This window comes from Lactobacillus sp. OTU4228, assembly GCF_001006945.1.
Classification (GTDB): Bacteria; Bacillota; Bacilli; order Lactobacillales; family Lactobacillaceae; genus Lactobacillus; species Lactobacillus amylovorus.
On sequence record NZ_CDLD01000009.1, the window covers coordinates 1 to 26,866 of the forward strand.

Sequence of the window (26,866 nt, forward strand, 5' to 3'; positions counted from 1 at the left end):
TATATCGAATACTATAACGAAGAAAGGATAAAGAGCAGATTAAAAGGCTTAACTCCGAAAGAATATCGGAATCAAGCCTCTATTAATCCTGTATTTTAAACTGTCTAATTTTTAGGTCTCAGTTCATTTTGATCTTGAGTCTTTTTTATTTATCCGCAATAGATGCTTGTAGACGATTCAAAAATAATTTAGCAGCTGGCGATAGATTGGTACCATGTTTCCAAATTACTGTTATGGGTTCTTTTATTGCTGGTGTAATAGGTCTAAAGGTTAGACCTGAACCTTTTGAAACATTCGCTAATTTATCTAAGGTTAACAACAAAGCAGCTTTATTCTTAACCATCAAAGTTCCATTAAAGTTTAAATTAACTGTACCAATAAAGTTGACCTGATCTTTGTAATTACCAAACCAGTTATCAAAATAATGCATATGTTCAGCTTGCTGAGAATTGAGAATATTTCTACCAATCAAATCAGCTGGGGTAATCTTGTCTTTCTTAGTTAAAGGATCATCTTCTGGCATCAGAACGCCCCAGACGTCTTTTTCAGGTAGTTGCAGGGCTGCATAATTAGAAAGGTTCAGATTACCAATGATCACCGCAAAATCAACGGTACCAATGTTTAACTTCTTTTCTGCAAATTCATAATCGCCACTCAAAATATGGATCTTTACAGTAGGATAATCTTGGATAATATTACTCAAAATGTCCATGATCCTTTGCATTGCGTAACTTTCACCTGCAGCAATTGTTAAATCGCCACTAATCACAGTAGAAGATTGAAGATTACTCTTAGTCTTTGCAGTTAAAGCTAAGATTTCTTTTGCTTGCTCTAATAAATATTGTCCAGCTGGAGTCAAAGTTAAATGACGGAACCGGCGATTGAATAATTTGACTCCCAATTCATCTTCTAAGTCAGCAATTTGTCTTGATAGAGCTGGCTGAGAAACTAACAATTTTTGAGCAGCTCTGGTCATGTTTAGTTCTTCTGCTGTAGCAACAAAATAGTTTAAAACTCGTAATTCCATTTTTTACCATAAAAAATAATTATAATATGTGATACTTAATAAGCTTTTTACATTGCTTAGCTTACCTTTTAAACTTAATTTGAGCAAGAAAAAGGAAGTATAAAAAATGGATGCAAATAATAAAGATCTTATTACGCAACTAATAGCGCAGAATCAACGTCTTCTTCAGAATCTGAATACACAGCGTCATTGCAGTTGTGAAGTATGTCAACTTGTTAGTGAAATTATAGGGCGGGAAGTACCAGCTAGTACGGAAATTAGAGTTTCATTTTATTCTGACTATGGACGCAATATCAAGCTAGGTGAGCAATGATGGTTGACCTAGGTGGCATCACTATTGAGGATGATGTGCTAATTGGACCAGGTGCATATCTAATTTCAGTAAATCATCAGTTGAAGCCCAAGCAGCGAAAAGAATTGGAACTTAAACCAGTAGTAATTGAGAGAAATGCGTGGATTGGGGCAAAAGCAATGATTTTACCAGGCGTTACTATTGGTGAAAATGCTGTAGTTTCTGCAGGTGCAGTTGCTAGTAAAAATGTTCCGGCTAACACAGTAGTAGCTGATATACCGGCAAGAATCATTAAGAAAATTAAGGATTAAAAAAAGCCGCGATTTTTCGCGGCTTTTTAGTTATACAGCTTTTTCATTGTGCCAAACTTTGGAAATGATGTATAAAACTATGAAAGTGATGATGGCGGCAATCATAGGAATACGATAGCTGGGTAAGATTAAAAGCAAAATAATCATTAGAACAAAGAAGAATAAAATTAAATAATCCATATATGGGAAACCTGGCATCTTGAAATCATTTAATTCAGAGTCAGGTGTTTTTCTTCTAAAGGAAATATGGGTTAAAACCATCAAACACCAGATGATTAAAAACATGCTAGTTGAAGTGGAAGAAATAAAATTAAAGGCCTGATCGCCAATGATTAGAGTAATAATAGGTGCACATGCCATTAATAAAGCGGATAAAATTAAAGCGTTTTGTGGCAATTGTCTTCTAGATAGATGTCCAAAGGTTTGGTTCCATTCTCCATGACCACCATAAGTGACAGAGAAAAGAAGACGACCAGCGCTATATAGAAAGCTGTTAGTTGATGAAACTGCAGCTGAAATTACAACAAAGTTAATGATTGAACTTGCATTTCTAATGCCAGTGGCACCGAGTGCTTGTACAAATGGACTAGAATTAGTTGATACCTTTGACCAAGGGATCACTAGTAAAATACCTAAGATTGCCATTACATAAAACAAAATGATACGAAAAGGTAACTGATTAATTGCTCGCTTTAAGGTAGTTTTAGGATTTTGGGCTTCCGCAGCAGTTAAACCAATAAGTTCAACGCCAATAAAACTAAAGATAACCATTTGGAAACCTTGCAAAAATCCTTTAGTACCTCTAGCAAAGAAACCACCGTGATCATCTAAGTTGGCAAAGGCAACAGGACCAAATGATGTTTTACCACCAGTGATTAATAGATAAGCGATCAATAAAACAAAAGCAACTACTGTCACGATTTTGATAATGGCAAAACTGAATTCCAAATTACCAAAAACACGAGCTGAAATTAGATTGATGATCAACAAAACGGCAATTGTAATTAATCCTGGAATCCATGGTTTTAAATTTGGAAACCAATATTCAAAATAAATTCCTAAGGCAGTTGTTTCTGCCATTCCTAAAGTGATCCAACTAATCCAATAAAGATATCCGGTAATAAATCCGATATTTTTACCGAGATATTGTTCAATAAAATCAATGTAAGTGTGTTTATGAAGGTCAGACATAATCATTTCGCCTAAGGCTCGCATAAGCAAGAATAGGAAAATACCTACAATGATATAAATCAGAATAACGCTAGGACCTGCGCGGTGAATACTATCACCAACCCCTAGAAAAAGTCCGGTTCCAATTGTTCCACCTAAAGCAATTAATTGAATATGTGCATTGCTTAGGGTTCTTTTATAGCCAGAATCAGTCTGCGATTTTTTCTCATTCATATAAGGTCCCCCATATTTTCATATATACTTAATATTTTATCATTGTTAAGGAGTTGCACCAGCTTTAACAGATAAATTTAAAAAATCTATAAAAAGCATGTGATTATAAGTTTGGTAATTCACAAAGTAAATAATTTAACAAGCGCTTTCATTGGCGCAAAATCAAAAATATAAATGCTCTAAAAAGATTGTTAACCTGACTTATCATAAATTAAAACATTTACATTTGTTAGTATTGTGCTATAGTTGACATTGTAAATTAGTTCACAAGAATTAGTAGATCTTAGAGGTAATAAGTAATGGCTAAGACACAACAAAAACAGACTCTTACAGAGGAAGAAAAGAAAAAGCAAATCTACGACATGGTAGATAACTTAGTAAAGAAATCACATGTTGCATTAGACCAAATGGCTAACTTCACACAAGAACAAGTTGATAAGATCTGTGAAGCAGTTGCTACTGCCGGTGAACAAAATGCTTATCCATTGGCTAAAATGGCCGTTGAAGAAACTAAGCGTGGTGTGGTAGAAGACAAAACTACTAAGAATATGTACGCTAGTGAAAATATTTGGAATAGTTTACGTCACGAAAAGACTGTTGGCGTAATTGAGGAAGACAAGGAATTAGGTTTAACCAAGATTGCTGAACCTAAGGGTGTCATTGCTGGTGTTACTCCAGTAACTAACCCAACTTCAACTGTTATTTTTAAAGCTATGCTTGCTTTAAAGACTAGAAATACAATTATCTTCGGCTTCCACCCACAAGCTCAAAAGTGTTGTGTAGAAACTGGTAAGATTATTCGTGCTGCTGCTGTTGCCGCTGGTGCTCCAGCAGACGCAGTTCAATGGATTGAAGAACCAAGTTTAGATGCTACTACTGATTTAATGAATAACCCAGGCGTTCAAACTATTTTGGCTACTGGTGGTCCAGGTATGGTTAAGGCTGCTTATTCATCAGGTAAGCCAGCTATTGGTGTTGGTCCTGGTAACGGTCCATCTTACATTGAAAAGTCAGCTAACATCGACCGTGCTGTTTATGACATTGTTTTGTCAAAGAACTTCGATAATGGTATGGTTTGTGCTTCTGAAAATTCAGTTGTTGTAGACGACGAAATTTACGACAAGGTTGTTGATGAATTCAAGAAGTGGGACTGCTACTTCTTAAACAAAGAAGAAATTAAGAAGTTCGAAGAACACTTCATCGACCCAAGACGTGGTACTGTTGCAGGTCCTGTAGCTGGTAAGTCAGCTTACGAAATTGCTAAGCTTTGTGGTGTTGATGTACCAAAGAACACCAAGGTAATCGTTGCTGAATACAACGGTGTTGGTAGAAAGTTCCCACTTTCAGCTGAAAAGCTTTCACCAGTATTCACTTTGTACCGTGCTAAGAACCATGACGATGCCTTCAGAATTTGTTCTGAACTTCTTGATTACGGTGGTCGTGGTCACACCGCTGGTCTTCACTCAAGCGACAAGAAGATCATTGATGAATTTGCAATGAAGATGGATGCTTGCCGTATCTTGGTTAACTCACCAGCTGCCCTTGGTGGTATCGGTGACCTTTACAACAACATGTTGCCATCACTTACTTTAGGTACTGGTTCTTACGGTGCCAACACCTTCTCACACAACATTGGTGCTAAGGACTTGCTTAACATCAAAACAGTTGCTATGCGTCGCGACAACATGCAATGGGTAAAGGTTCCTTCTAAGACCTACTTCGAACACAACGCAGCTAACTACTTACGTCACATGCCAAACGTAAATCGTTTCTTCATCGTTACTGATGAAGGTGTTGCTGATCAAGGCTTTGCTGATGAAATTACTGACATCATTTCAAAGCGCCGTGGCCAAAAGGAATACGAAGTATTCAAGGCTGTAACTCTTGATCCTAACACTGACGTGATTAAAGACGGTGTTCGCAGAATGAACATCTTCAAGCCAGACGTTGTGATTGCTATCGGTGGTGGTTCAGTAATGGACGCTGCTAAGGCAATGCGTTTGTTCTATGAAAACCCAGAAATGAGTTTTGAGGAAGCTTACCAAAAGTTTTTGGACATCAGAAAAAGAGTAGTTCGCTTCCCAAAGATTAACGGCGTTCAACTTGTATGTATCCCAACTACTTCAGGTACTGGTTCAGAAGTTTCACCAATTGCTATCATTAGCGATGCTAAGACTGGTATTAAGCACACTTTATGTGATTATGCTTTAACTCCAGATGTTTCAATTGTTGATGACCAATTCGTACAAACTTTACCAAAGCGTTTGATCGCTTGGTCAGGTTTTGAAGCATTAGGCCACGCAATTGAAAGTTATGTTTCAACTATGGCTACTGACTTCACTCGTGGTTGGTCACTTGAAGCTATCAAAACTATCTTCGCTAACTTGAAGAAGTCATACGATGGCGACCTTGACGCAAGAAAGCAAATGCATGATGCCGCAACTATTGCAGGTATGGCATACTCAAACGCCTTCCTTGGCCTTGAACACTCAATCGCTCACACCGTTGGATCAACCTTCGATATTCCAAGTGGCGTAAGTGATGCAATTGCTTTACCACAAGTTATCCGCTTCAACTCAAAGCGTCCTGAAAAACTTGCCATGTGGCCTCACTACTCAGTTTACCGTGCTAAAAGTGACTACGCCGACATTGCTAGAGCAATCGGTTTGACTGGTTCAAGCGATGACGAATTAGTTGAAAAGCTTGTCCAAAAGATCATCGACTTGGCTGAATCAGTTGGCATCAAGATGGCTTACAAGGGCTACGGTGTTGACAAGGCTGAATTCGACAAGAAAGTTGACGAATTAGCTGTTGAAGCATACGGTGACCAAAACACTGTAACTAACCCAACTGCTCCACTTATTAGCCAAATCATTCAATTAATGAAAGATTGCTACGAAGGCAAGGGTATTGTTAATAACAAATAAAGATTAACAGCATAAAAAATAGCTATCAGATAACGATTCTGATAGCTATTTTTTTGCCTTCAAAAGTATTATACCAATTTTGTGAATTATTACTTGACCACTTTGGCTAAAAAGGCTATTATGACTACTGTAATCATAAAAACAAACTAGTCCATTAAGAAATATTGAACTAGACCAAAGGAGAAAAATATGTGCGGAATTGTTGGAGTTGTAGGTAAGCCTGCAAGAGATATTATTTTAAATGGATTAACTAATTTGGAATACCGTGGCTACGATTCAGCTGGTATTTACTTAAACGATTTAAATGGACACGAATACTTAACCAAGGCTGTTGGCCGTATTTCAAACTTGAAAGAAAAGTTAACTCCAGATGAACAAGGTTTAGTTGGTATTGGTCATACCCGTTGGGCAACCCACGGTAAGCCAACTGTTGACAACGCTCACCCTCACTTTGATGAAACCAAACGCTTCTACTTAGTTCACAACGGTGTGATTGAAAACTACGCCGAATTAAAAGAAAAGTACTTACAAGGTGTTAAGTTCCACTCAGATACTGATACTGAAGTTGTTGTTCAATTAATCAGCAAGATTGCTCGTGACCAGAACTTAGATACCTTTTCAGCATTTAAGGAAGCTTTGAAGCTTGTTAAGGGTTCATACGCATTCTTACTTGTTGATGACACTGAACCAGATCACGTATTTATCGCTAAGAACAAGTCACCAATGATGCTTGGCTTGGGCGATGGCTTTAACATCATTGCTTCAGATGCTATTTCAGTTCTTGATCAAACTAAGACCTTCGTTGACTTACAAGATGGTGACGTTGGTGACATTACCAAGGATTCATACACTATCGAAACTATTGACGGTAAGAAGGTTGATCGTGAACCTCACGTTTTGAACATCGATCCAAACGCTGCTTCAAAGGGTACTTACGAATTCTACATGTTAAAGGAAATCGATGAACAACCTGGCGTTATGCGTCACATGTCACAAAACTACCTTGACGAAAACGGTGAACCAAAGGTCGATTCAAAGATCGTTGATGCTATTTCAAAGGCTGATCGTCTTTACATCTTCGCTGCAGGTACTAGTTACCACGCAGGTCTTGTAGGTAAGACTATTTTTGAACACTACACTGGTATTCCTACCGAAGTTGGTTATGCTTCAGAAGCTGGTTACCACTTCCCAATGATGAGCAAGCACCCATTCTTCATCTTCTTGACTCAATCAGGTGAAACTGCTGACTCACGTGTTGTTTTGAAGGAAGCTAACAAGCGTGGTATTCCAAGTTTGACTATGACTAACGTTGAAGGCTCAACTCTTTCTCGTGAAGCCGACTACACTATGCTTTTAGGTGCAGGTCCTGAAATCGCTGTTGCTTCAACTAAGGCCTACACTGCTCAAGTTGCTTTGCAAGCCGTTTTAGCTAAGGCTTTGGGTGAAAAGTTAGGCGTTCAAGAAGCTAAGGACTGGAACTTGAAGCATGACTTAGCAATCGCTGCTGAAGGTATCCAACAAATCGTTGATGGTAAAGAAAAGCTTGAAAAGCTTGCTAAGAAGTACATAGTACCATCAAGAAACGCATTTTATATCGGTCGTGGTATCGATCACGCTGTTGCCCTTGAAGGTGCCTTGAAGTTGAAGGAAGTTTCATACATCCAAACTGAAGGATTCGCTGCAGCTGAACTTAAGCACGGTACTATTTCATTGATTGAAAAGGGTACTCCAGTTATTGCTTTGATCAACGACCCAGTTACTGCTGACCTTACTCGTGGTAACATTCAAGAAGTAGTTTCTCGTGGCGCAAGCATCATCACTATTGTTGGTAAGAAGTTTGCTAACGCTGCTGACACTATTGTATTGCCAGATATCAACTACTACATGTCAGCACTTTTGACTGTTGTACCAACTCAACTTCTTGCATACTACGCTTCAAAGGACAAGGGCTTAGATGTTGATAAGCCACGTAACTTGGCTAAGAGTGTAACTGTTGAATAATTAATTAAAATTACACATATAATAATTTTTTAGAAGACAGATTGAGGTCTGTCTTCTTTTTTGCTTTCAAGTATAATCTATGTTAAGAATAATTTATAAATAGATAAAAGGCGATACTATGTTTTTAACGCAAAGGCAGAAACAAATTCTGCAACTTTTTCTTGAAAATCAAACAGGCGTGACGATCAAGCAGATCGAGGAAAGTCTGGGAATTAGTCGGCGGACAGTTTATCGTGAATTTGGCGATTTAAAAAAGAATAAGCTAGAAATCGTTAACCAAAAGGGCAAGTATTACTTGTCAGGTGACGCAAAAGAATTGCGCGAAGTTAAAAAGTTGGTGCGCACTTCCCATAGCCAATCCGTGATGTCGATTGATAAAAGAGAAAAAGCAATTGCGGCTACGCTTTTAATTAGTACAGAGCCTTGTAAAATAATCCAGTTTGCGTTAGATTTAAATGTTAGTGAAGCCACAATTCAAAATGACCTGAATTCAGTAGAGAAGTCGCTCAATCGTTATCACATTAAATTGATTCGGAAAAAGGGCGTGGGACTTTCGATTGAGGCGCCTGAAAAAGTGCGCCGCCAGGTATTTGTGGACGTGATGCTCAATGAAATCAACGAGTATGACTTCTTCAAATATTTGCATAATGATATTAAGAGCAACAATCCATTTTTGAACATAATTGATAAGAAACTATTGCTAACGGTTGATTCATGCTTGAAGGAAAGTGTTTTTAATAACGTCAAAATTGATACCGATCAAAAGATGATCGAATTGATTCTGATTTTTGCGGCTACGCTTAAACGGACCATGGCGGGATGCAAGCTAGATTTCATTCAACCGGCAGAAAATACAATGAAATATCAAGGCTACGTTTATCGCTTTATGGCTTTATTTGCCAAAACTAAGACGAGCAGTATCCAGGTAGATCAAAACGATATTTCATATTTGGCCAATAAGTTGCTGGCCTGCGACTACCACAACACGTATCTGACTTATAACGATAGCGAATTGGCTATTTCTGTTAAAGTGAAAAACTTCGTGCAATCTGTTTCAGAAGAAGTTCGCTGGGACTTTAAAAAGGATCCGAACTTCATGACTAAGCTGACCAAGCATGTGATCAGTTTGGTGCAGCACCGCGTTGCACTTTTGCCTGATACGCCAATCGAAATTTTGGCTGGTTTGAGTCACCAATTTGATAAATTGTACGCAGCTATTCAACGATATTGGAGTGTCGATTTCCCTGATAATCATTTGACGGATTCAGAGCTGCAGCTGATTTTGTTGTATTTTGCTAACGAATATACTAGTCAAAACAACAATCGCAACCTCACGGCACTGGTTATTTGTGAAAACGGGATCGGGACTTCGGCGATTTTGAGTGCTCGACTTAAAAAGGAGTTTCCTGAAATCAAACAGATTAAGGTCAGCCGTGTTTCGACATTGAATCAGATCGATTTGTCGCAATACAATTTGATCTTTTCAACCTTGAAGCTAAAAGGTTTCTCTCGTGATTATCAGCTAGTTAGTCCATTGCTGCTGGATAATGAAATCGAGCGTATCAAGAATTACTTACAGGAATATGAACAAAAGTATCCGCTTGATACAGATACGCAATCGATCGTTGAAAATCACCACAAAGACTCTGCGGCGCGCTTGTCTAAGATATCTATCAGCACGCTTTTCTGTTCAGAACTAGTCAACGGCATCACAATCCAGCATTTGGAGTATAATTCGCAAGACTTGATCGCAGTAATTCAGGAATGTTTGGCCCACTCAGATTCAACTTTGATTCGCAAGCAAATGCCTGTAGCCAAGAATCTGCTTAAAAGAATAAGAATGGCACCGGTAGGAATTCCTAACAGCCATATTGCATTGCTGCACACGAGAAGCCCAGAAATTACTCGCTGTTCTTTTAGCATGTTCGATCTGGACAATGAAATCTCTCTTTTATCAATGGATCACAATATGATTCAGGTCAAAAGAATCCTTCTTATGTTGGCACCAGACAATTTATCTGATTCAGAGCAGCAACTGTTAAGCATGGTTTCCAGCATGATCATCATGAGTGACAGCAACTTGAATTTGTTCACTAATGGTAATCAAGAACAGATAAAAGATGCTCTTGCCGACCTATTTTTGGATGAAATTAAAAAAGGGCTTACATCAAGTAAGAATATTAAAGCTTAATAGAATAGGCATACTCAGACTCTGGCACAGTTTTGTGCCAGAGTTCTATTTTTGTGTCATTGTAAACGCTTACGGATTGACTTACGATAAAAATGTAAGTTGATTAGAGAGGGAGAAGAAAATGGCACAAGCAAAGAGTAAATCTTCCGTTAAAGTGAAGGTTCAAAAATTTGGTACCGCATTATCCGGTATGATTATGCCGAATATCGGTGCGATCATCGCTTGGGGTCTTACCGCTGCATTCTTCATGTGGCCAAACGGTTGGTTCCCAAATAAAAATATTAATAATCTAGTTCAACCTATGCTTCACTATCTGTTACCACTTTTAATTGGTTACACAGGTGGTCGTATGGTTGATGACGAACGTGGTGCCGTTGCCGGTGCAATTGGTACACTCGGTGTTATCGTTGGTACTCAACAACCTATGTTCTTAGGTGCCATGATTATGGGTCCACTCAGTGCATGGGTATTAAAGAAAATCGATAATGCATTCCAAGACAAGATTAAATCTGGTTTTGAAATGATTTATAACAACTTCTCACTTGGTATCTTAGGTATGATTGCTGCGATCTTTGCCTACTTTATCATCGGACCAGTTATGGCAGTGGGAAGCTACTGGGCAGGTGTTGGGGTAAATGCAATCATCAAGGCTCACTTATTACCACTTGCCAACATCATTATTGAACCAGCCAAGGTATTGTTCTTAAACAACGCTATTGGTAACGGTATCTTGGTTCCATTAGGTATTCAACAAGCTGCTCAAGCAGGTAAGTCAGTATTGTTCTTAATGGAATCAAACCCAGGTCCTGGTCTGGGTATTTTGATTGCCTTCTGGTTATTCGGTAAAGGCAGATCCAAGAGTTCAGCTCCAGGTGCCGCAATTATTGAATTCTTTGGTGGTGTTCACGAGATTTACTTCCCATATGTATTAATGAAACCATCTTTGATTCTTGCCGCAATTGGTGGTGGTGTAACAGGTACGTTCTTGTTCACAACCCTTGGTGGTGGTTTGAAAGCCGCTGCTTCACCTGGTTCAATCATTGCGATCTTGATTGTTTCTGCTAAAGACGCATATGTCGGCAACATTATCGGTGTTGCAGGTGCTGCAGTTGTTTCATTCATTCTTGCCGCTATTATTCTTAAGAATGATAAGAGCTCTGGCGATGACTTAGCTGCAAAGCAAGCTCAAATGGAAGCTATGAAGGCTGAATCAAAGGGTCAATCAATGCCAGAAGCAGAAAATGCACATGAATCAGTTAAATCATATGCAAATGTTAAGAAAGTTATCTTTGCATGTGACGCTGGTATGGGTTCATCCGCAATGGGTGCTTCATTGTTGCGTGATAAGTTTAAGAAAGCCGGCATTAAGTTGCCAGTAACTAACACAGCTGTTAGAAACTTGAAGGATGAAAATGGCTTGTTAGTTATCACTCAAGAAGAATTAGCAGATAGAGCTTTGCAAAAGACTCCAAATGCTATGCACGTTTCAGTTGGCAATTTCTTGAGCAGTCCAAAATATGACATAATCGTTGCAAGCTTTAAGGCTTTGACTCAAGTTGAAAACAAGCCTGAAGCTAAACCAGTAGAAAAGAAAGTTGGTTCAGTTGAAGGAATCGACTTCAGTAAAATTAAAGAAGTAAACTTCATTCGTCACGATCAACACGTAGGTACTGCTACGATGGCAACTAGTCTGTTCAGGGATGCAATGAAGAAGGCTGGTAAGACTACTCCAGTTAAGGCTGTCAGAATCAATGAACTTGACGATGACGCTAGTCACTTGGTAATCGTAACTCCAGCAGCTAACAAGAACTTAGCTGTTAGATACAGTAACATTCAAACTTTGGTAGTGAACGACTTGCTTAAAGACAAGAAGCTTGCTGAAGCTATTCAGAATTTGCACTAGAAAGGGATGAGCTAAATGAAACTAGATCCTAAGATGATTAAACTTAATCAAGACGTGCCCACACGTGATCAAGCAATCAGAATGGCTGGTCAATTGTTAGTTGACGGCGGTTGCGCAGATCCAGAATATATTGATTCAATGATTGCACGTAACAACGACGTGTCAACCTACATGGGCAATTTCATCGCCATCCCTCACGGAACTGACGAAGGAAAAAAGCATATTAAAAAGACTGGAATTTCTGTAGTACAGATTCCGATGGGCGTTGACTTCAGTAATCCAGATGATGATACGGAACAACTAGTAACGGTTGTCTTCGGGATTGCCGGATTAAACAACGAACACTTAAATATTTTGTCACAGATTGCGATTTTCTGTAGTGACGTTTCGAACGTTGCCAAATTAGCTGACGCACAATCACCACAAGAAATTATTGATTTATTAAAGAACGTAGGAGATTAAAAAATGAGAGCAGTACACTTTGGTGCAGGTAACATTGGTCGTGGATTTATTGGTGAAACTTTAGCAGATAATGGTTTTGGCATTGACTTCGTTGATGTTAACGAAACTATTATCGATGAATTGAACAAGCGCGGTGAATATGACATTGAATTAGCCGCACCTGGCAAGAAGAGAATTCACGTTTCAAACGTAGACGGTATTAACAACGCTAAGGATCCAGACAAGGTAGTTGAAGCAATTAAGTCAACTGACATGATTACTACTGCTATTGGTCCTAAGATTTTGGCCATCATTGCTCCACTTATTGCTAAAGGTTTAACTGCAAGAGTTCAATCAGGCAACACTAAGCCACTTGACGTTATTGCATGTGAAAACATGATCGGTGGTTCAGAACACTTGAAGGAAGAAGTTTACAAGCACTTAGATGACGATGTAAAGCCAGAAATCGACAAGTACATCGGCTTCCCTAACGCAGCTGTAGACAGAATCGTTCCTATTCAACACAATGATGATCCATTGTTCGTATCAGTTGAAGACTTCAAGGAATGGGTCATTGACGAAAGTCAAATGAAGAACAAGGATATCAAGTTAAAGGGTGTTGATTACGCTCCAGACCTTGAACCTTATATTGAAAGAAAGTTGTTCTCAGTTAACACTGGTCACGCAACTGTTGCTTACACTGGCAAGAGCGTTGGCTACTCAACTATTGGGGATGCCATCAAGGATCCCTTCGTATTGAAGCAAGTTAAGAGAGTTTTGAGCGAAACCCGTTCACTTCTTTACAACAAGTGGAACAAGGAATTTACTGAAGAAAGCCTTGAAGAATACCACAACAAGATTTTGAGCAGATTCCAAAACCCATATATTTCAGACGACATTGCCCGTGTTGGTAGAACTCCAATCCGTAAGTTAGGCTATAACGAAAGATTCATTCGTCCTATCCGTGAATTGAAGGAAAGAGGATTAGACTACAGTGCATTGATGGAAACTGTTGGTAGAATCTACCACTTTGACGAACCAAAGGACAAGGAAAGCGTTAAGTTAATGCAAATGCTTAAAGACGAAGCCTTGAAAGATGTCATCGTTGAAACTACTGGCTTGAAGAATGATCCAGAGTTAGTAGAAGAAATCGTTGAATCATACAAGGCTGCCGACAAAGACTCCAAGAAGTAATAACCTAAAATAATTCACCCCAAAGACGATCTGTCTTTGGGGTGTTTTTATACCATTATTTGTTAAAAAATGAACAATTTTGATAATTGTTTTTAAATATTTCAAAAAGTAGGTAATAAATTAATATTTGCTAAATAGTGGCGAAAATGAATTTGATGGATTGTAATAAATGGTTGGATTCATTGATATATCAGTGCTTATAACTGATTTGACTTGTTACGGATTTTTGAAAAGTGTTTTAAATAAGAGATGAAAGAGCTATACTATTAAGTGAAATTTCACTTGTGAAAAATATAACTAATAAATTGGAGGATTTTTGCAATGAAGAAGGTTCTGGCAATAAATTCAGGCAGTTCATCATTTAAATTTAAATTATTCTCTTTGCCTGATGAAAAGGTAGTGGCATTCGGTATGGCTGATCGTGTTGGCTTACCTGGGGCTAGCTTTAAGATTACCTTGCAAGATGGCAATGAACATATTGAACATGTTGAGGTCCCTGATCAAGAAGCTGCAGTAAGTCTACTGCTTAAAGCTTTAAAGAAATATCATGTAGTTGAAGACTTAAACGAAATCGTTGGCGTAGGACACCGTGTAGTGAGCGGTGGCGAAATCTTCAAGGATTCTACTGTAGTTGATCAAGAGGTTTTGCAAAAGATCAAAGACTTGTCAAACTTTGCCCCACTGCATAACCCAGCAGAAGCACGCGGAATCGAAGCATTTATGCATGTTTTGCCTAAGGTGCCACAAGTTGCCGTGTTTGATACTTCTTTCCATCAAACGCTGGATCCTGTTCATTATTTATACTCAATTCCTTATGACTACTACAAGGAATACGGTGCACGTAAATATGGTGCTCACGGCACATCTGTCCACTATGTAACTTTAGAAGCTGCTAAGATGATGAAGAAGGATCTGAAAGACCTTAAATTGATTACCTGCCACTTAGGTTCTGGCTCATCAATCACTGCAGTTAAGAATGGTAAGTCATATGACACCTCAATGGGCTTCAGTCCACTTTCTGGGATCACTATGGGTACTCGTTCAGGCGACATAGATCCATCGCTTTTGCAGCACTTGATGCATGAGACCGGCATTTCAATGAATGAGATGATCAATATTTTGAATAAAAAATCTGGTTTACTTGGCATTTCAGGCATTTCATCAGATATGCGCGATTTGAAATACAACAAGAATCCACGTGCAGTCCTTGCTCGTAAGATCTTCCTTAACCGGATTGTCCGCTATATTGGTGCATATATTGCTGAAATGGGCGGTGTCGATGGTATCGTGCTTACTGCTGGCGTTGGTGAGGGCGACGTAGGCATGCGTCAAGCAATTATGGATGCCTTTAAGTACATGGGCGTAAACCCTGACTACGAGGCTAATAAGACCAATGGACAAAAGTTTATTACTAAGCCAGACTCTTCAATTCAGGTGATGGTAATTCCAACCAATGAAGAATTAATGATTGCTCGCGATGTCATGCGTCTTACTAAGTGTGCCGTTTTAGCATAAGTACAAGTTATTTGTGAGAATAATAATTAGATATTTTTCTTTAATGGCAAAGTGGTCTTAAATAGAAGATGAAGATAACCATCTTAGAAAGGAAGATAATATGTCAATTAAAAAAGATGCACAAACTGCACACGCAAACTTATTAGAAAAAACTGATCCAGAAGCCTTAGAAAGAATTAATCACTTTGCCTTTGACGAAGTTTAAGCAGATGTTGATTTGCCAGATAGAACTAAGATGCTCTCTACTTTGGCCTACCTTTTGGGGATGCAAGGCGTTGATGAGTACAAGGTAATGCTTCCTGTAGCCCTTGATAACGGTGTAAGTCCTGTCGAAGCAAAGGAAGTTTTATACCAAGCCGTTGACTACTTAGGTTTAGGTAGAGTCTTCCCATTCTTTAATGCTACTAACGACGTTTTACGTGCACGTGGCGTAGAAATGCCTCTTCCAAGCCAATCAATCACGACTATGGATAATCGTTTTGAAAAGGGCGAAGAGACCCAAATTCGCTTATTTGGACCACAAATGAAAGACTTTGCTAAGAAGGGTACTATCAACAAGTGGTTAGTAGATAACTGCTTTGGCGATTACTACACTAGAAAAGGCTTAAGTGACAATGACCGTGAAATGGTAACCTTCTGCTACATTGCTGCACAAGGCGGCTGTGAACCGCAACTTTTAGCACATGCTCAAGCTAATATTAAATTGGGTAATGATAAAGAGTTCTTAATGAAAGTGATTGAACAAAACGTTCCATTCATTGGTTACCCAAGAAGTTTGAACGCTGTAACCATTGTTAACAAGGCCGATGAAGCGGTTAATGGTAAAGATTAAAAAATAATAAGAATGAGGCGTTTTATTTAACACTTGCACCTGATGGCACTACAATATAATTGTAATCAGATCTGATGAAACTATAATGTAATGGTTATCAGGAAGGAAGCTTTTATTATGGCAGATGCATTAGAAATTGAACAAACCGCTATGATTGATCGTGAAATGGACCAAGTTTTTGATTGGGCAAAGGGTAACCACATGCCTATTCGTGACGCTATCTGGGACCACGAAATGGAAGCAAATGGCCACGACACGATGAAGACTGAAGCAGCTGTTGAATGGATCCTTAAAGCCAGCGATGACGAAGTTAAGGATTACTGCGAAAAGAACTTAAAGAAGTAACTTAAAACATTCTATTTAATTAAATAATTTCGTCTGCACATAAGGTGACCAAGTCTAGAGGATTTGGTCATTTTTTTGATCCTAATTTCTTGACCTTCATTAATAAATATTTAATAATTGTTTTAATTATTAAAGGTTGGGTGACAAAAATGATTATGGAACATTCGGCAGGTGCAGTTATTTATCGAAGAGCTGTTAGCGGAGAGCTAGAATATTTAATTGTACAGAGCGTAGTAAATCATAACTGGGGTTTCCCTAAAGGACACTTAGAAGGCGAGGAGACAGCCCAAGAAGCAGCTAAACGTGAAGTTGCGGAAGAGGTAGGGCTAAAGCCAGAATTTGATTTCAATTTTATACGTAAGAAGAAATATTCATTAACAGAAAAGAAAACTAAAACTGTTACATATTATCTGGCCAAGTACGTTGCAGGACAAAAGGTAGCTAAGCAAAAAGAAGAGATCTTAGCAGACAAGTGGGTTACTTTTAAAGAAGCTAAAAAGTATCTAACAGAACATGGCAAGATGGACGTACTAAGAGCCGCGCGGGATTACATTAAGCAATAAAAAATACGAGAGCATTAAGCTCTCGTATTTTCGTCATTAAGAAATCTTATTTAATTATATGAAACATTTCCTAATTAGCTTAATTCTTTGATGATAGCTTCCAAAGTCTTCTTAGCCTCATCTTGGATTGGAGTTTCTGGGTGTTCTTCATCGTACTTGTTGAGCCAGTTCAAACGATCTTGCATTCTCTTGGCCAAGGTCTTTTGGTATTCTGGGTCTTCAAGGTGAACTTCGTAACCGTCAATTGGTAAGTAGCTTACACCCTTGAAGTTACCGAATGGCTTGAAGTCGCTGTCCTTAATGTTGCCGTTAGCCAAGTCTTCGATTAACTTCTTAGTAACTTCCTTTGGAATATCCTTGCCCATGAATGCGTCAGTGTTCAAGCTGTAGCAACTAGCGCCACGCTTAGTGAACAATTCCTTGAAGTCTGTGTAGTCGCCTGATACAGGGTATGCACGGAATGGGTCTGCGAATGGTTCGATAACCAAAGTGTTCATATCAAAGCCCTTTGGCAAGTTTTCAGCAGAAGTTCTCTTGGTTGCTAAAGTACAACCCATAGTAGTTGCCAATACTGGGTCATCGATCTTGATGATTGGAGGTAATGAACCGTCTTTCATGATCCAGAACAAAGCAGTAATTGGTGACTTTTCAAAGTCTACACGGTGAGGACTAGTGTAACGGGTCTTGATAACACGACCGTTGTTGTTACGTAAGTCTTCAGTAACGATAACCTTCTTGCCGTTTTCGTCAAGAGTTACATCACAGTTCATAATAGTGGTGTAATACTTAGTTTCGTGGTGACCTGCTGGGTAGTCGTGAGTCTTGTCGAAGTATGAAGGTTCAAGAGCTACTGATGAACCATCTTCACGTGAAATGATGAATGCGTCGTCGTGCAATACAGTGATGTCGTATTTGCCATCGTACATTTCGTGAGTCAAAGTTGACTTACCTGAACCTGACAAGCCGTAGAATGCGAAGGTCTTGTCGTCTTTGTCGTTGAAGTGGAATGACTTTTCACCACCGTGACATGCAGTGTAGCCGTGACGGTGAGCAATAGCCCAAGCTAAAGTCAATGTACCCTTCTTAAGTTCACCGAAGTAACGAAGGTTAAATACAGCGGCACAGTTATGAGGAGCGTCAAATACACCTAAACCCTTAGGATAATCTTCATCTTGAACATTTGGATCGAAGTAGAAGTAGATGTCTGGTTCGTTATAGAACTTGGACTTTGCGTACATCTTTTCAGCTTCTTCGTCAAAGAAGTGGAAGTTCAAAATGTATGAAAGTAAGTTGAAGGCTTGGTCTTCTGGCATCATGATGTGGGCCTTAACAGTAAATGATGGGTCAAGACCTACCAAAACAGTAGCCTTTAAGTACTTTTGATCGTGACCTTTGTAAATGTCTTCACGTAAATCACCGTTTAAGGCTTCTGCATCTTCGTTAGGATTGTCAACAAAGTGACGTGCACTGGCAGTTCTACCTAAGATCTTACCATGGTTGTAAACCAATTGGGTTGCGCCGTAAGGTAAGCCTAATTCCTTGGTGTGAAGGATTGGTAAGTCAGTAACGATAACACCTGATTGCTTCTTAGCTAAATTGTAAGCTTCAGCAACACTGGTTACTTCGTGTACGTTGTTGCCATAAAATGCACTCTCGATTGTTGCACGAGTGCGGCTAAACATAGGATTTGCTTTTCTAAGTTCATCTTGAGAATAACGTTCTTTTGTACTCATATTAAGATTTTTCCTCTCTAGGAAGCTTATTAAAACGCTTTCATTAACTTACGTCACCTATGATAACATAAAAGTTTGTTAATAACCACACAAATGTCAAAATATCGATTTTATGAAAAGCAGAAACTTATACTTATGCCCGAGTTTACTAGGAGACCGCGCGTTTAAAAAATGTTATAATTAGAACACATGTACGCAAGAAAGGAAGGCAAAATGGATTCGAATCAGCTGTTTAAATACGTCTATGCAAAATATGGCCTTAAGTTTGAACCGATTATTCCAGGTTCGGCTGAGACTTATTTGCTCATGTCGCCAGTAGATAGCGGCTATTTTGCCATGCTTTCGCGTATCAAGATCAACGGAGAAATAAGAGCTGTCCTTGACTTAAAATGTGGTGACTTTGCAGGCACCATCCGCGATTTACCAGGTTTTACTGATCCAGTTAGAATCAAAGACGCAGCTTGGGTAGGTGCTGTTTTAGGAAACAATGATAGTTCAGTCAAAAAGGCGCTCGATTATGCCTTTAAGCTAGCGATGAACGGCAAGCAGGTTAACGTCGCGCAGGACCAATATTTCTATATTCCGCCTGATGATGTGGAAGAAAAGTACAAGGCCGAGCCAATTAAGCCACGCAAGAATTTGCAAAAGCAGGCCGATCCAGATATTCCGGATAAAATTAGACAGATGCTCAAACTGTATGATTACAGTCTTTTGCCGCAAAAAGGTAGAGCCAAGAATTTTTATGTGCAAGCACGTTTTATGGCGGACTATGAGGATAATTATGCAGAATATTTTGCCTTTAAACGCTTTTATCCGACTTACCACGACATGAATATCGGTCAGTTGCGCAGTTATTTTACTTGGCGGAGTAAATTGCGCAAGGGCGATTATCAGAAGACGAGTACGTCGTATGCGTTTGTATATCTTTATGAATTACTGAACAATGTCGGCGTGAATCCACAAGAAGGCTATGACAAGTTGCTTGATTTTAAGCACAACTATGTGGAAAAGTATGATTTGGCGATGGAACCTTATCTGAATGATTGGCTAAAAGACTATGTTTTGTACTACCAATTAGGACAAGATGAGATCGATAATTGTTTTGCCCAAGAAATTAAAGAAGACCATGACTATCTGATTTTGCGTCATCCCGAAGATTATTCGACTGAGAAATTAGCCGCTGTTTTTGCAAATAGATCATCGTATTGGAACACTTCCAAGGTGATTAAGCAGAATCAGGCTAAATTTACCGAGCTTTTAAAATGCGTGTGGCAGGAATTGCTAGATGCTAAAAAGTTTGGCATTGCTTATTACAGCGCCTTTGTGGCTAAGCCACAGGTTAAGCAGCAAGATGTGTTTTTAGGCAGCGTTTTTTATAATCGGGAAAAGAAAATTCCCACCCAAATGGTTGATGCCGCAAGAAAATATGTCTTTATGAATGGCACTTGGCAAATTCATTTTGATGAGCCGGTGAAAAGGCAGAAGACCAATTTAAATACTTTTTTGCATGAATTGGACCGCATTGCCCGTGAGAAGTTAAAGCTGGGGCGTCCAATCAAGCCACGTTTTATCGATCAAGCGGTGTTAAAGGCGATTGACGCTGGCATTGCTGTTTATCAAGAACAACAAGAAAAAGCCAAGATTGATCAGATTAAGATTGATTTCTCTGACTTGGATAAAATTCGTGCTAATGCTTCGGTAACACGCGATAGCCTGTTAACCGATGAAGAAAAAGAATTAGAGCAGGAAGAACAAAAGCAAGTAGAGCAGAAAAAAGAGATTGAGAAACCAGCAGAAGTTAAGACAGATAATGAATATGGTCTCGATAAAAATGAGATGTTCTTGCTTATTTCTTTACTTAAAAATCAGCCGTGGCAAGATTACGTTAAGAAAAATCATTTGATGGTATCGATTCTGGCTGATAGCATCAACGAAAAGCTGTTTGACGAAATTGGCGATAATGTCATCGAATTTGATGAAGATAACCAACCACAAATTATTGAAGATTATAAAGAAGATTTAGAAGATATGTTTTTGAAGGGATGAAAATATGCCACAAAAAAGAAGAGTACCTAAGAGAATTGCCCAAATCGTATTGAATTCGCTCAAAGGTGGGGTAGTGCCACGAATTGGTTTGCCTTATATCACAGTTGGCCGTAAAGCAGAAATTGAAGCATTGCTGCACGATGTCGACGTCATTCAAGAAGGCGGTGCTAGTTTCCGCTTCATTGTTGGACGTTATGGTTCCGGTAAAAGTTTTTTACTGCAAACCATCCGCAACTACGTCATGGACAAAAACTTTGTGGTCGTTGACGGCGACCTTTCGCCAGAAAGACGTTTGCAAGGTTCAAAAGGCCAAGGGCTAGCCACTTATCGTGAATTAATTCAAAATCTTTCTACCAAAACCAGACCTGAAGGCGGCGCCTTAACTTTAATTCTGGATCGCTGGATCAATTCGGTGCAGACACAGGTTGTTAGCGAAGGAATTGCCAGTGATGATCCCAAGTTTGAAGCAGCAGTGGATCAGAAGATTTATGGCGTAATTTCATCATTGAACGAACTGGTTCACGGTTTTGATTTTGCCAAGCTGTTGAATATGTACTATCACGCTTACATGAGTGGTGACGACGAAACTAAGGCCAAGGTCGTTAAGTGGTTTAGAGGTGAATACAGTCACAAGACCGAAGCCAAAAAAGATTTGGGTGTTGATATTATCATTTCCGATAGCGATTGGTATGAGTACTTGAAGTTATTTGCGACCTTCTTTAGACAAGCTGGTTATGCTGGCCTGATGATCATGATTGACGAATTAGTGAATATCTATAAAATTCCTAACGCCATTAGTCGTCAGTACAACTATGAAAAGATTTTGACCATGTACAACGATACTTTGCAGGGTAAGGCCAAATATCTGGGCATTATCATGTGTGGTACGCCGCAAGCCGTTGAAGATCGGCGCCGCGGAGTTTATTCATATGAAGCTCTGCGTAGTCGTTTAGCCTCAGGTAAATTTGCGCAAGAAAGCGCCCGCGACATGTACGCTCCAGTGATTAAGCTTGAACCATTAACCGCAGAAGAAATGCTGGTTTTGACAGAAAAACTAGCTGACATGCATGCCAATTTGTACGGCTACGAGCGCACGATTACTGATAATGACCTAGCTCAATTTATCAAGATTGAGTATGCCCGCGTCGGTGCAGATACTAATATCACGCCACGTGAAATTATTCGTGACTTTATCGAATTGCTTGATATTGTTTGGCAAAATCCAGATAAAAAGATCACGGACTTGCTTAATTCAGATCAATTCAGCTATACCAAGTCAGAAGCCGTTTCGGATAATGCGGAAAAGGATTATACCGAATTTAAGATTTAAAGGATGAACTATGGACGTTTTTTCACATTATGCGCCATTTATTCAAGATTATATTTATGAACATGGCTGGCAAAATTTAAGACCAATCCAGGTTGCGGCTGCCGAAGAAATTTTTAACACTGATCATAATGTGCTCTTGTCAGCTTCAACGGCATCAGGGAAAACCGAAGCGGCCTTTTTCCCGATTTTGTCAGAGATTTACAATGAGCCGGAAGATTCGGTTAAAGTTCTCTATATTGCTCCGCTTAAAGCGTTGATCAATGACCAATATGATCGTTTAACTGACTTATGCACAGATGTGGATATTCCAGTTTGGCGCTGGCACGGGGATGTGGCTCAAACACAAAAGCGTAAGCTACTCAAACATCCTTCGGGTATTTTACAAATCACGCCCGAATCGCTTGAAAGCTTCATGATCAACAAGCACATGGATATTCCGCATCTTTTTGGCGGCTTGAAATATATTGTCGTTGATGAATTGCACTCATTTCTTAGAAGCGACCGCGGTGGACAAACTTTTTGTTTAATTGAGCGTTTGTCTAAACTAGCTAACGTTAATCCACGTAGAATCGGGCTTTCTGCGACTATCGGCAATCTGGAAGATGCCAGCAAATTTTTAGGTGCCGGTTCAAATAGAAAAACTGTGGCTCCAAGGGTGCAGAATGAACCGCAAATTTGGCATCTTTCCATGGAACATTTTTATAAAACCGATCCACAAGCTAGTTCAAAGAATTTTGATCCCAGTCAAATTGAACCGAAAACTGATAAGGCACCAGAATTGGCTGATCCCGGAATTGGCTATATTTTTGAACACACGCGTGGCAAAAAGTGTCTGGTTTTCACCAACAGTCGTGAAGAATGTGAGGCTGTGTGTCAGGAACTTAGAGCCTACTGCGCCTATAATCATGAACCGGATCGCTTCATGATTCACCACGGTAATCTTTCACCAGCCTTGCGTGAAACTGCAGAAGCCGCAATGAAAGATGACGATGTTTATATGACAACTTGTGCGACGGCCACGCTGGAACTCGGAATCGATATTGGTCAGCTGGAATCTGCCTTTCAAATCGATGCGCCGTTTACTGTGTCAGGCTTTTTGCAGAGAATGGGACGGACAGGACGCCGCGGCAATCCGCCAGAAATGCACTTTGTGATGCGCGAAGAGCACCCTGAATCAAGGGCAATGCTGCCAGAATTGATTCCATGGCCATTGCTGCAAGGAATTGCCTTGGTACAGCTTTATGCCGAAGAAAAATGGGTTGAACCGCCTGAACCTAACCGTTTGCCATATAGTTTGCTTTACCACCAAACGATGAGTACGCTGGCTGCAGGTGGTGAAATGACACCGGCAGAACTGGCCTCTAGGGTATTAACTCTGTCATATTTCCACAACGTGAGCCAAGAAGACTATCGCGTTTTGCTTAAGCATTTGCTTAAAACGGGACACATCGAATGGACCGAGAATGGTGGCTTGATTGTGGGCCTTGCCGGCGAAAAAGTTGTGAATAACTTTAAGTTTTACGCGGTTTTCCAAGAAAATGAGGAATTCAGCGTCCATGCTGGCAGCGAAGAATTAGGTACCATCGTTAAGCCGCCTCCTGTAGGAGACAAGATTGCGATTGCCGGTCGCGTGTGGATTGTCGAAGACGTTGATATCAAGCGCCACCAGGTATATTGTCACGAAGTAAAAGGCAGAATTCCTGCCTACTTTGGGGATGTACCGGGCGATATCCAACCGAAGATTTTGCAAAGAATGAAGAAGGTACTCGCTGAAAAAACGATGTACCCGTATTTGATGCAAAACGGCAAGGCACGTTTAACGCAGGCCCGCGATACTGCGGCATTAGCTGGTTGGCCAAAGAAGAACTTAATCAAGCTTGGCGGTAACATGTGGTGTCTTTTCCCATGGACTGGGACTTACGCATTTTTAGCATTAGAGCGTTTAATTCGCATTAAGTGCGGCAAGAAACTAAATATCCGCGGCTTTAATTCATCACGGCCATACTTCATGTATTTCGCGATGGATGCCGATGAACATGACTTCTGGTGTATTCTTGGTGAAGAAGCCGCAAAGGACTTTGATCCACTTGATCTGGTCTACCCAAATGAAGTGCCGGGAATCGATAAGTACGATCAATATTTGCCCAAGGAACTGCTCAGAAAAGAATTTGCCTACAGTATTCTTGATATCAAAGAAATGAAACGCTGCGTTAAGCAAATGGTCAAAGACAATTTGGTATAATATTAACTAAAAAAAGAAAAGAGTAGGTAACATGACTTTAAAAATTAACCAATCAGTTTCTAAAGATGCACAAGCAAGAACTTTGTTAAAAGAACTCTTGAAGGTTCACCAAATTCACCAAGCATACAATGTGCGTGATTTGACCGACGCAGATGAACAAATTTTGGAAAAGGCATTTAACACTACCCGTGAAATGATGCCTAGAATTTCCGCTAAGGAAATCAAGTTTGAAGACAAGAAGTGGGATTCATTATTCAACTTCTTGATGGCTGAACAAATCTCATTTGCACGTGTGCTTACTAACGGTGACGACAACTTGAACGAATATGTTCAAGCAAAGAACCAAGCTCACCAAGCATACGCATTGGTTGAAACTGCAATCAACAATCTTGAAAATGAAGGTAAATAAGCATGAAGGCACACAGAAGTATATTTCCTGTGTGCCTTTATTTTTGCTATAATGGACTTACTAATTAATAGTAAGAAGGACGAAAATGATTCATAACGAAACTATCGATACACAACTAAATCACCGTTCTATTAGAAAATTTAAAGATCAAACTTTGACTAAAGAACAACTGGAAACTTTGTACTCAGTTTTTGGTCAAACTCCAACCAGCATGTTTATGCAAAATGCTAGCTTACTGCACGTTACCGATCCTGAAGAAAAGAAGAGAATTCAAAAGTTATGTAACCAAAAATATGTTGGTGCAGAAGGCGATTTGTTTATTTTTATCGTTGACTTGTACCGTAACCAACAAATTAGAAAGCAACTTGACAAAGACGACGGCCGTGTTCACACGACTGATATCTTTTTCCAAGCGATGGAAGATACGCTGCTTGCTTTTCAAAATGTCGCTAATGCGGTAGAAAGTATGGGCTTAGGCTATGTGCCACTTGGTACGGTTAACGATCATCCGTTGGATTTGCTTAAGACGCTTGATTTGCCTGAGTTGACTTTTCCAGTGTTGGGGATGCAAGTAGGTGTGCCTGATCAAAAGCCACAATTGAAGCCACGTTTGCCATACAAGTTCACTTGCTTTGAAGGCAAATACAATAAAGATTTCAATGTTAAGGAGCTTAAGGACTACGACCAAGTGGTCACTACTTATTACGATTTGCGGGATGCCAACCGCAGAATCGATTCTTTCACCAAGCAAATCACTGGTGCCAAGCTTAATAATCACGAAACTGACCGTGATCAATTATCAAAAGAACTTCACAAACAAGGTCTCTGTTTAGACTGGAAGTAGCAAAAAATTGACACTTTATCTCTTTTCGTCAAATAGTTGACGTTTGTATATTTATTGGCTATTGCTTATAAGCCTAGTTGAAAAATATAATATATGCGTACATTGAAAGGAGAGATAGGTTTATGTTTAATGCTATTTTTTGGATTTTGCTTATTTGGCTGTTAATCAATGGTATTTGGATGTGGTTCAAACTTGATGACCAAAAGTTGCAAAAGACTTTCGCATGGATTAATGTAGTTGCCGTAATTGTCGGCTTCTGGGTATTCTATGGTGTAAGTCACCCAGCTGGTACATTAGCAACTTGGTTCTTAGTTGTTAACTGGGTCAACGTGGTCATTGCCATTTTGCAATTCTACTTCGGTTATCGTAAAGCAAACTAAATTTAAATAAACTAATAAATTAACTGAAAAACTAACACACTATTATGAATAGAATGGAGTCTCCATAACCGATATAGTTATGGGGACTTTTGTGGTGTAATGATGAAACAAGATTTAAGAAGCATTCGTTCAGTAGCGAACATCAAAAAAGCATTTGTAGACTTATTGCAAGAAAAGCCTTTTGAGAAGATCAAGGTTAGTGAAATAGCTAGAAAAGCCGGGATTGATCGTCAGACTTTTTATCTCCATTTTGTGGATAAATATGACTTGCTTGATAAGATGAATAAGGAATTTCTCCAGGTGTATAAGACAATCTTGGTTGAGAGACTAGAGGGCGACAACTCCTTTGCTTTGGAAAAATTGGAGAAGATTTATCAAGGTAATTTGCCATATTTGAAAGAACATCGTCTGGAAGTTTTGAGCTTGCTTAAGATTGACACTGGTAGAATTTGCTTAAAGCGTGATTTAAGAAAAATGTTAATTGATAAGTATCAGGAAATAACTGGTGAAGCTTTGACTTCTTTCCAGCAGGATATGCTGGCCACTTTATATGTTGATAGTTTTATCACTTTTATTAAAGAAGATAGAAAGATCAGCGAGAAAGAAATTGAGGATTTGTTGATTAAAATTCGTGAGTTCATCTCCTAGCATTTTTTTGCCAACTGGCGCTAGTTTTGGTATAATTCTAGTGTTATGTGGTTGGTTCGCTGAATTAGCTCAGTTGGTAGAGCATCTCCCTCGTAAAGAGAAGGTCGCCAGTTCGATTCTGGCATTCAGCATCAGAGTACTAACAAAAAAGGCCTGTAATGATGAACTGAGACCTAAAAATTAGACAGTTTAAAATACAGGATTAATAGAGGCTTGATTCCGATATTCTTTCGGAGTTAAGCCTTTTAATCTGCTCTTTATCCTTTCTTCGTTATAGTATTCGATATA

Annotated in this window: 21 protein-coding genes, 1 tRNA gene and 2 pseudogenes; 20 read left to right on the top strand and 4 right to left on the bottom strand. The window is 39.3% G+C overall.

Features of this window, described 5'->3' with window-relative positions:
* Positions 1-99: IS3 family transposase (locus BN1206_RS09360; protein WP_145996651.1), on the top strand; the 99-nt coding region annotated here is incomplete at its 5' end.
* Between the two features lie 46 nt (positions 100-145).
* On the opposite strand, the gene BN1206_RS01995 is transcribed toward BN1206_RS09360, so the two are convergent.
* Complete coding sequence (locus BN1206_RS01995) at positions 146-1,027, bottom strand: LysR family transcriptional regulator (RefSeq protein WP_082104740.1); 882 nt, start codon at positions 1,025-1,027, stop codon at positions 146-148.
* A 106-nt stretch (positions 1,028-1,133) separates the two neighbouring features.
* Between BN1206_RS01995 and BN1206_RS02000 the strand changes: the two are divergent.
* A pseudogene (locus tag BN1206_RS02000) lies at positions 1,134-1,630 on the top strand (DapH/DapD/GlmU-related protein).
* Positions 1,631-1,660: 30 nt separating this feature from the next.
* On the opposite strand, the gene BN1206_RS02005 reads toward BN1206_RS02000, so the two are convergent.
* Positions 1,661-3,034, bottom strand: coding sequence for an amino acid permease (locus tag BN1206_RS02005; protein WP_052542810.1), 1,374 nt, complete (start codon positions 3,032-3,034; stop codon positions 1,661-1,663).
* Positions 3,035-3,333: 299 nt separating this feature from the next.
* On the opposite strand from BN1206_RS02005, the gene adhE reads away from it, so the two are divergent.
* The 10 genes and pseudogenes from adhE to BN1206_RS02055 all read left to right on the top strand — a co-directional run bounded on the left by adhE (position 3,334) and on the right by BN1206_RS02055 (position 16,946).
* Positions 3,334-5,961 (top strand): bifunctional acetaldehyde-CoA/alcohol dehydrogenase, encoded by a 2,628-nt coding sequence (gene adhE / locus BN1206_RS02010; RefSeq protein ID WP_046434040.1) that lies wholly within the window; start codon positions 3,334-3,336, stop codon positions 5,959-5,961.
* A 189-nt stretch (positions 5,962-6,150) separates the two neighbouring features.
* Entirely contained in the window at positions 6,151-7,962 is a 1,812-nt protein-coding gene (gene glmS, locus BN1206_RS02015) for a glutamine--fructose-6-phosphate transaminase (isomerizing) (RefSeq protein ID WP_013437283.1), read from the top strand.
* 118 nt (positions 7,963-8,080) lie between these two features.
* Positions 8,081-10,153: a BglG family transcription antiterminator gene (locus tag BN1206_RS02020; RefSeq protein WP_013641564.1), complete on the top strand. Its 2,073-nt coding sequence runs from the start codon at positions 8,081-8,083 to the stop codon at positions 10,151-10,153.
* A gap of 121 nt (positions 10,154-10,274) precedes the next feature.
* Entirely contained in the window at positions 10,275-12,056 is a 1,782-nt protein-coding gene (locus tag BN1206_RS02025) for a PTS mannitol transporter subunit IIBC (protein WP_013437285.1), read from the top strand.
* A gap of 15 nt (positions 12,057-12,071) precedes the next feature.
* Positions 12,072-12,518, top strand: a complete 447-nt coding sequence (locus BN1206_RS02030; RefSeq protein ID WP_013437286.1) for a PTS mannitol transporter subunit IIA — start codon at positions 12,072-12,074, stop codon at positions 12,516-12,518.
* Positions 12,519-12,521: 3 nt separating this feature from the next.
* The gene (locus BN1206_RS02035; protein WP_013437287.1) at positions 12,522-13,691 is read left to right on the top strand and encodes a mannitol-1-phosphate 5-dehydrogenase; all 1,170 of its coding nucleotides are present in this window, start codon (positions 12,522-12,524) and stop codon (positions 13,689-13,691) included.
* A 321-nt stretch (positions 13,692-14,012) separates the two neighbouring features.
* Complete coding sequence (locus BN1206_RS02040; RefSeq protein WP_052542812.1) at positions 14,013-15,206, top strand: acetate/propionate family kinase; 1,194 nt, start codon at positions 14,013-14,015, stop codon at positions 15,204-15,206.
* 100 nt (positions 15,207-15,306) lie between these two features.
* Positions 15,307-16,038: pseudogene (locus BN1206_RS02045) on the top strand (carboxymuconolactone decarboxylase family protein).
* 117 nt (positions 16,039-16,155) lie between these two features.
* The gene (locus BN1206_RS02050; RefSeq protein WP_013437290.1) at positions 16,156-16,383 is read left to right on the top strand and encodes a P8 family protein; all 228 of its coding nucleotides are present in this window, start codon (positions 16,156-16,158) and stop codon (positions 16,381-16,383) included.
* A gap of 149 nt (positions 16,384-16,532) precedes the next feature.
* Positions 16,533-16,946 carry a bis(5'-nucleosyl)-tetraphosphatase gene (locus BN1206_RS02055; protein ID WP_052542815.1) on the top strand — a complete coding sequence of 138 codons (414 nt, stop codon included), beginning with the start codon at positions 16,533-16,535 and terminating at the stop codon, positions 16,944-16,946.
* A 74-nt stretch (positions 16,947-17,020) separates the two neighbouring features.
* Here BN1206_RS02055 and BN1206_RS02060 read toward each other — a convergent pair whose 3' ends face one another.
* Positions 17,021-18,679 (bottom strand): phosphoenolpyruvate carboxykinase (ATP), encoded by a 1,659-nt coding sequence (locus BN1206_RS02060; RefSeq protein WP_013437292.1) that lies wholly within the window; start codon positions 18,677-18,679, stop codon positions 17,021-17,023.
* A 213-nt stretch (positions 18,680-18,892) separates the two neighbouring features.
* Here BN1206_RS02060 and BN1206_RS02065 point away from each other — a divergent pair, with 213 nt between their 5' ends.
* The 8 genes from BN1206_RS02065 to BN1206_RS02100 all read left to right on the top strand — a co-directional run bounded on the left by BN1206_RS02065 (position 18,893) and on the right by BN1206_RS02100 (position 26,709).
* Positions 18,893-20,725, top strand: coding sequence for a TerB N- and C- terminal domain-containing protein (locus BN1206_RS02065; protein ID WP_052542817.1), 1,833 nt, complete (start codon positions 18,893-18,895; stop codon positions 20,723-20,725).
* 4 nt (positions 20,726-20,729) lie between these two features.
* Positions 20,730-22,055: an ATP-binding protein gene (locus BN1206_RS02070; protein ID WP_013641568.1), complete on the top strand. Its 1,326-nt coding sequence runs from the start codon at positions 20,730-20,732 to the stop codon at positions 22,053-22,055.
* A 10-nt stretch (positions 22,056-22,065) separates the two neighbouring features.
* Positions 22,066-24,297: a DEAD/DEAH box helicase gene (locus BN1206_RS02075; protein ID WP_052542813.1), complete on the top strand. Its 2,232-nt coding sequence runs from the start codon at positions 22,066-22,068 to the stop codon at positions 24,295-24,297.
* Positions 24,298-24,328: 31 nt separating this feature from the next.
* Positions 24,329-24,706: a hypothetical protein gene (locus tag BN1206_RS02080; protein ID WP_013641570.1), complete on the top strand. Its 378-nt coding sequence runs from the start codon at positions 24,329-24,331 to the stop codon at positions 24,704-24,706.
* A gap of 85 nt (positions 24,707-24,791) precedes the next feature.
* Positions 24,792-25,550, top strand: coding sequence for an NADPH-dependent oxidoreductase (locus tag BN1206_RS02085; RefSeq protein ID WP_013437301.1), 759 nt, complete (start codon positions 24,792-24,794; stop codon positions 25,548-25,550).
* 122 nt (positions 25,551-25,672) lie between these two features.
* A complete protein-coding gene (locus tag BN1206_RS02090) occupies positions 25,673-25,930 on the top strand; it encodes a hypothetical protein (protein ID WP_013437302.1) in 258 nt (85 codons plus the stop codon).
* 99 nt (positions 25,931-26,029) lie between these two features.
* Positions 26,030-26,578, top strand: a complete 549-nt coding sequence (locus BN1206_RS02095) for a TetR/AcrR family transcriptional regulator (RefSeq protein WP_013437303.1) — start codon at positions 26,030-26,032, stop codon at positions 26,576-26,578.
* A 58-nt stretch (positions 26,579-26,636) separates the two neighbouring features.
* Positions 26,637-26,709: transfer RNA gene (locus BN1206_RS02100), tRNA-Thr, on the top strand.
* A gap of 58 nt (positions 26,710-26,767) precedes the next feature.
* Here BN1206_RS02100 and BN1206_RS09365 read toward each other — a convergent pair.
* Positions 26,768-26,866: IS3 family transposase (locus BN1206_RS09365; RefSeq protein ID WP_145996651.1), on the bottom strand; the 99-nt coding region annotated here is incomplete at its 5' end.

Coding starts and splice junctions, on each gene's coding strand:
- BN1206_RS01995 (WP_082104740.1), bottom strand. CDS start 1,027: ATGGAATTACGAGTTTTAAACTATTTTGTTGCTACAGCAGAAGAACTA.
- BN1206_RS02005 (WP_052542810.1), bottom strand. CDS start 3,034: ATGAATGAGAAAAAATCGCAGACTGATTCTGGCTATAAAAGAACCCTA.
- adhE (WP_046434040.1), top strand. CDS start 3,334: ATGGCTAAGACACAACAAAAACAGACTCTTACAGAGGAAGAAAAGAAA.
- glmS (WP_013437283.1), top strand. CDS start 6,151: ATGTGCGGAATTGTTGGAGTTGTAGGTAAGCCTGCAAGAGATATTATT.
- BN1206_RS02020 (WP_013641564.1), top strand. CDS start 8,081: ATGTTTTTAACGCAAAGGCAGAAACAAATTCTGCAACTTTTTCTTGAA.
- BN1206_RS02025 (WP_013437285.1), top strand. CDS start 10,275: ATGGCACAAGCAAAGAGTAAATCTTCCGTTAAAGTGAAGGTTCAAAAA.
- BN1206_RS02030 (WP_013437286.1), top strand. CDS start 12,072: ATGAAACTAGATCCTAAGATGATTAAACTTAATCAAGACGTGCCCACA.
- BN1206_RS02035 (WP_013437287.1), top strand. CDS start 12,522: ATGAGAGCAGTACACTTTGGTGCAGGTAACATTGGTCGTGGATTTATT.
- BN1206_RS02040 (WP_052542812.1), top strand. CDS start 14,013: ATGAAGAAGGTTCTGGCAATAAATTCAGGCAGTTCATCATTTAAATTT.
- BN1206_RS02050 (WP_013437290.1), top strand. CDS start 16,156: ATGGCAGATGCATTAGAAATTGAACAAACCGCTATGATTGATCGTGAA.
- BN1206_RS02055 (WP_052542815.1), top strand. CDS start 16,533: ATGATTATGGAACATTCGGCAGGTGCAGTTATTTATCGAAGAGCTGTT.
- BN1206_RS02060 (WP_013437292.1), bottom strand. CDS start 18,679: ATGAGTACAAAAGAACGTTATTCTCAAGATGAACTTAGAAAAGCAAAT.
- BN1206_RS02065 (WP_052542817.1), top strand. CDS start 18,893: ATGGATTCGAATCAGCTGTTTAAATACGTCTATGCAAAATATGGCCTT.
- BN1206_RS02070 (WP_013641568.1), top strand. CDS start 20,730: ATGCCACAAAAAAGAAGAGTACCTAAGAGAATTGCCCAAATCGTATTG.
- BN1206_RS02075 (WP_052542813.1), top strand. CDS start 22,066: ATGGACGTTTTTTCACATTATGCGCCATTTATTCAAGATTATATTTAT.
- BN1206_RS02080 (WP_013641570.1), top strand. CDS start 24,329: ATGACTTTAAAAATTAACCAATCAGTTTCTAAAGATGCACAAGCAAGA.
- BN1206_RS02085 (WP_013437301.1), top strand. CDS start 24,792: ATGATTCATAACGAAACTATCGATACACAACTAAATCACCGTTCTATT.
- BN1206_RS02090 (WP_013437302.1), top strand. CDS start 25,673: ATGTTTAATGCTATTTTTTGGATTTTGCTTATTTGGCTGTTAATCAAT.
- BN1206_RS02095 (WP_013437303.1), top strand. CDS start 26,030: ATGATGAAACAAGATTTAAGAAGCATTCGTTCAGTAGCGAACATCAAA.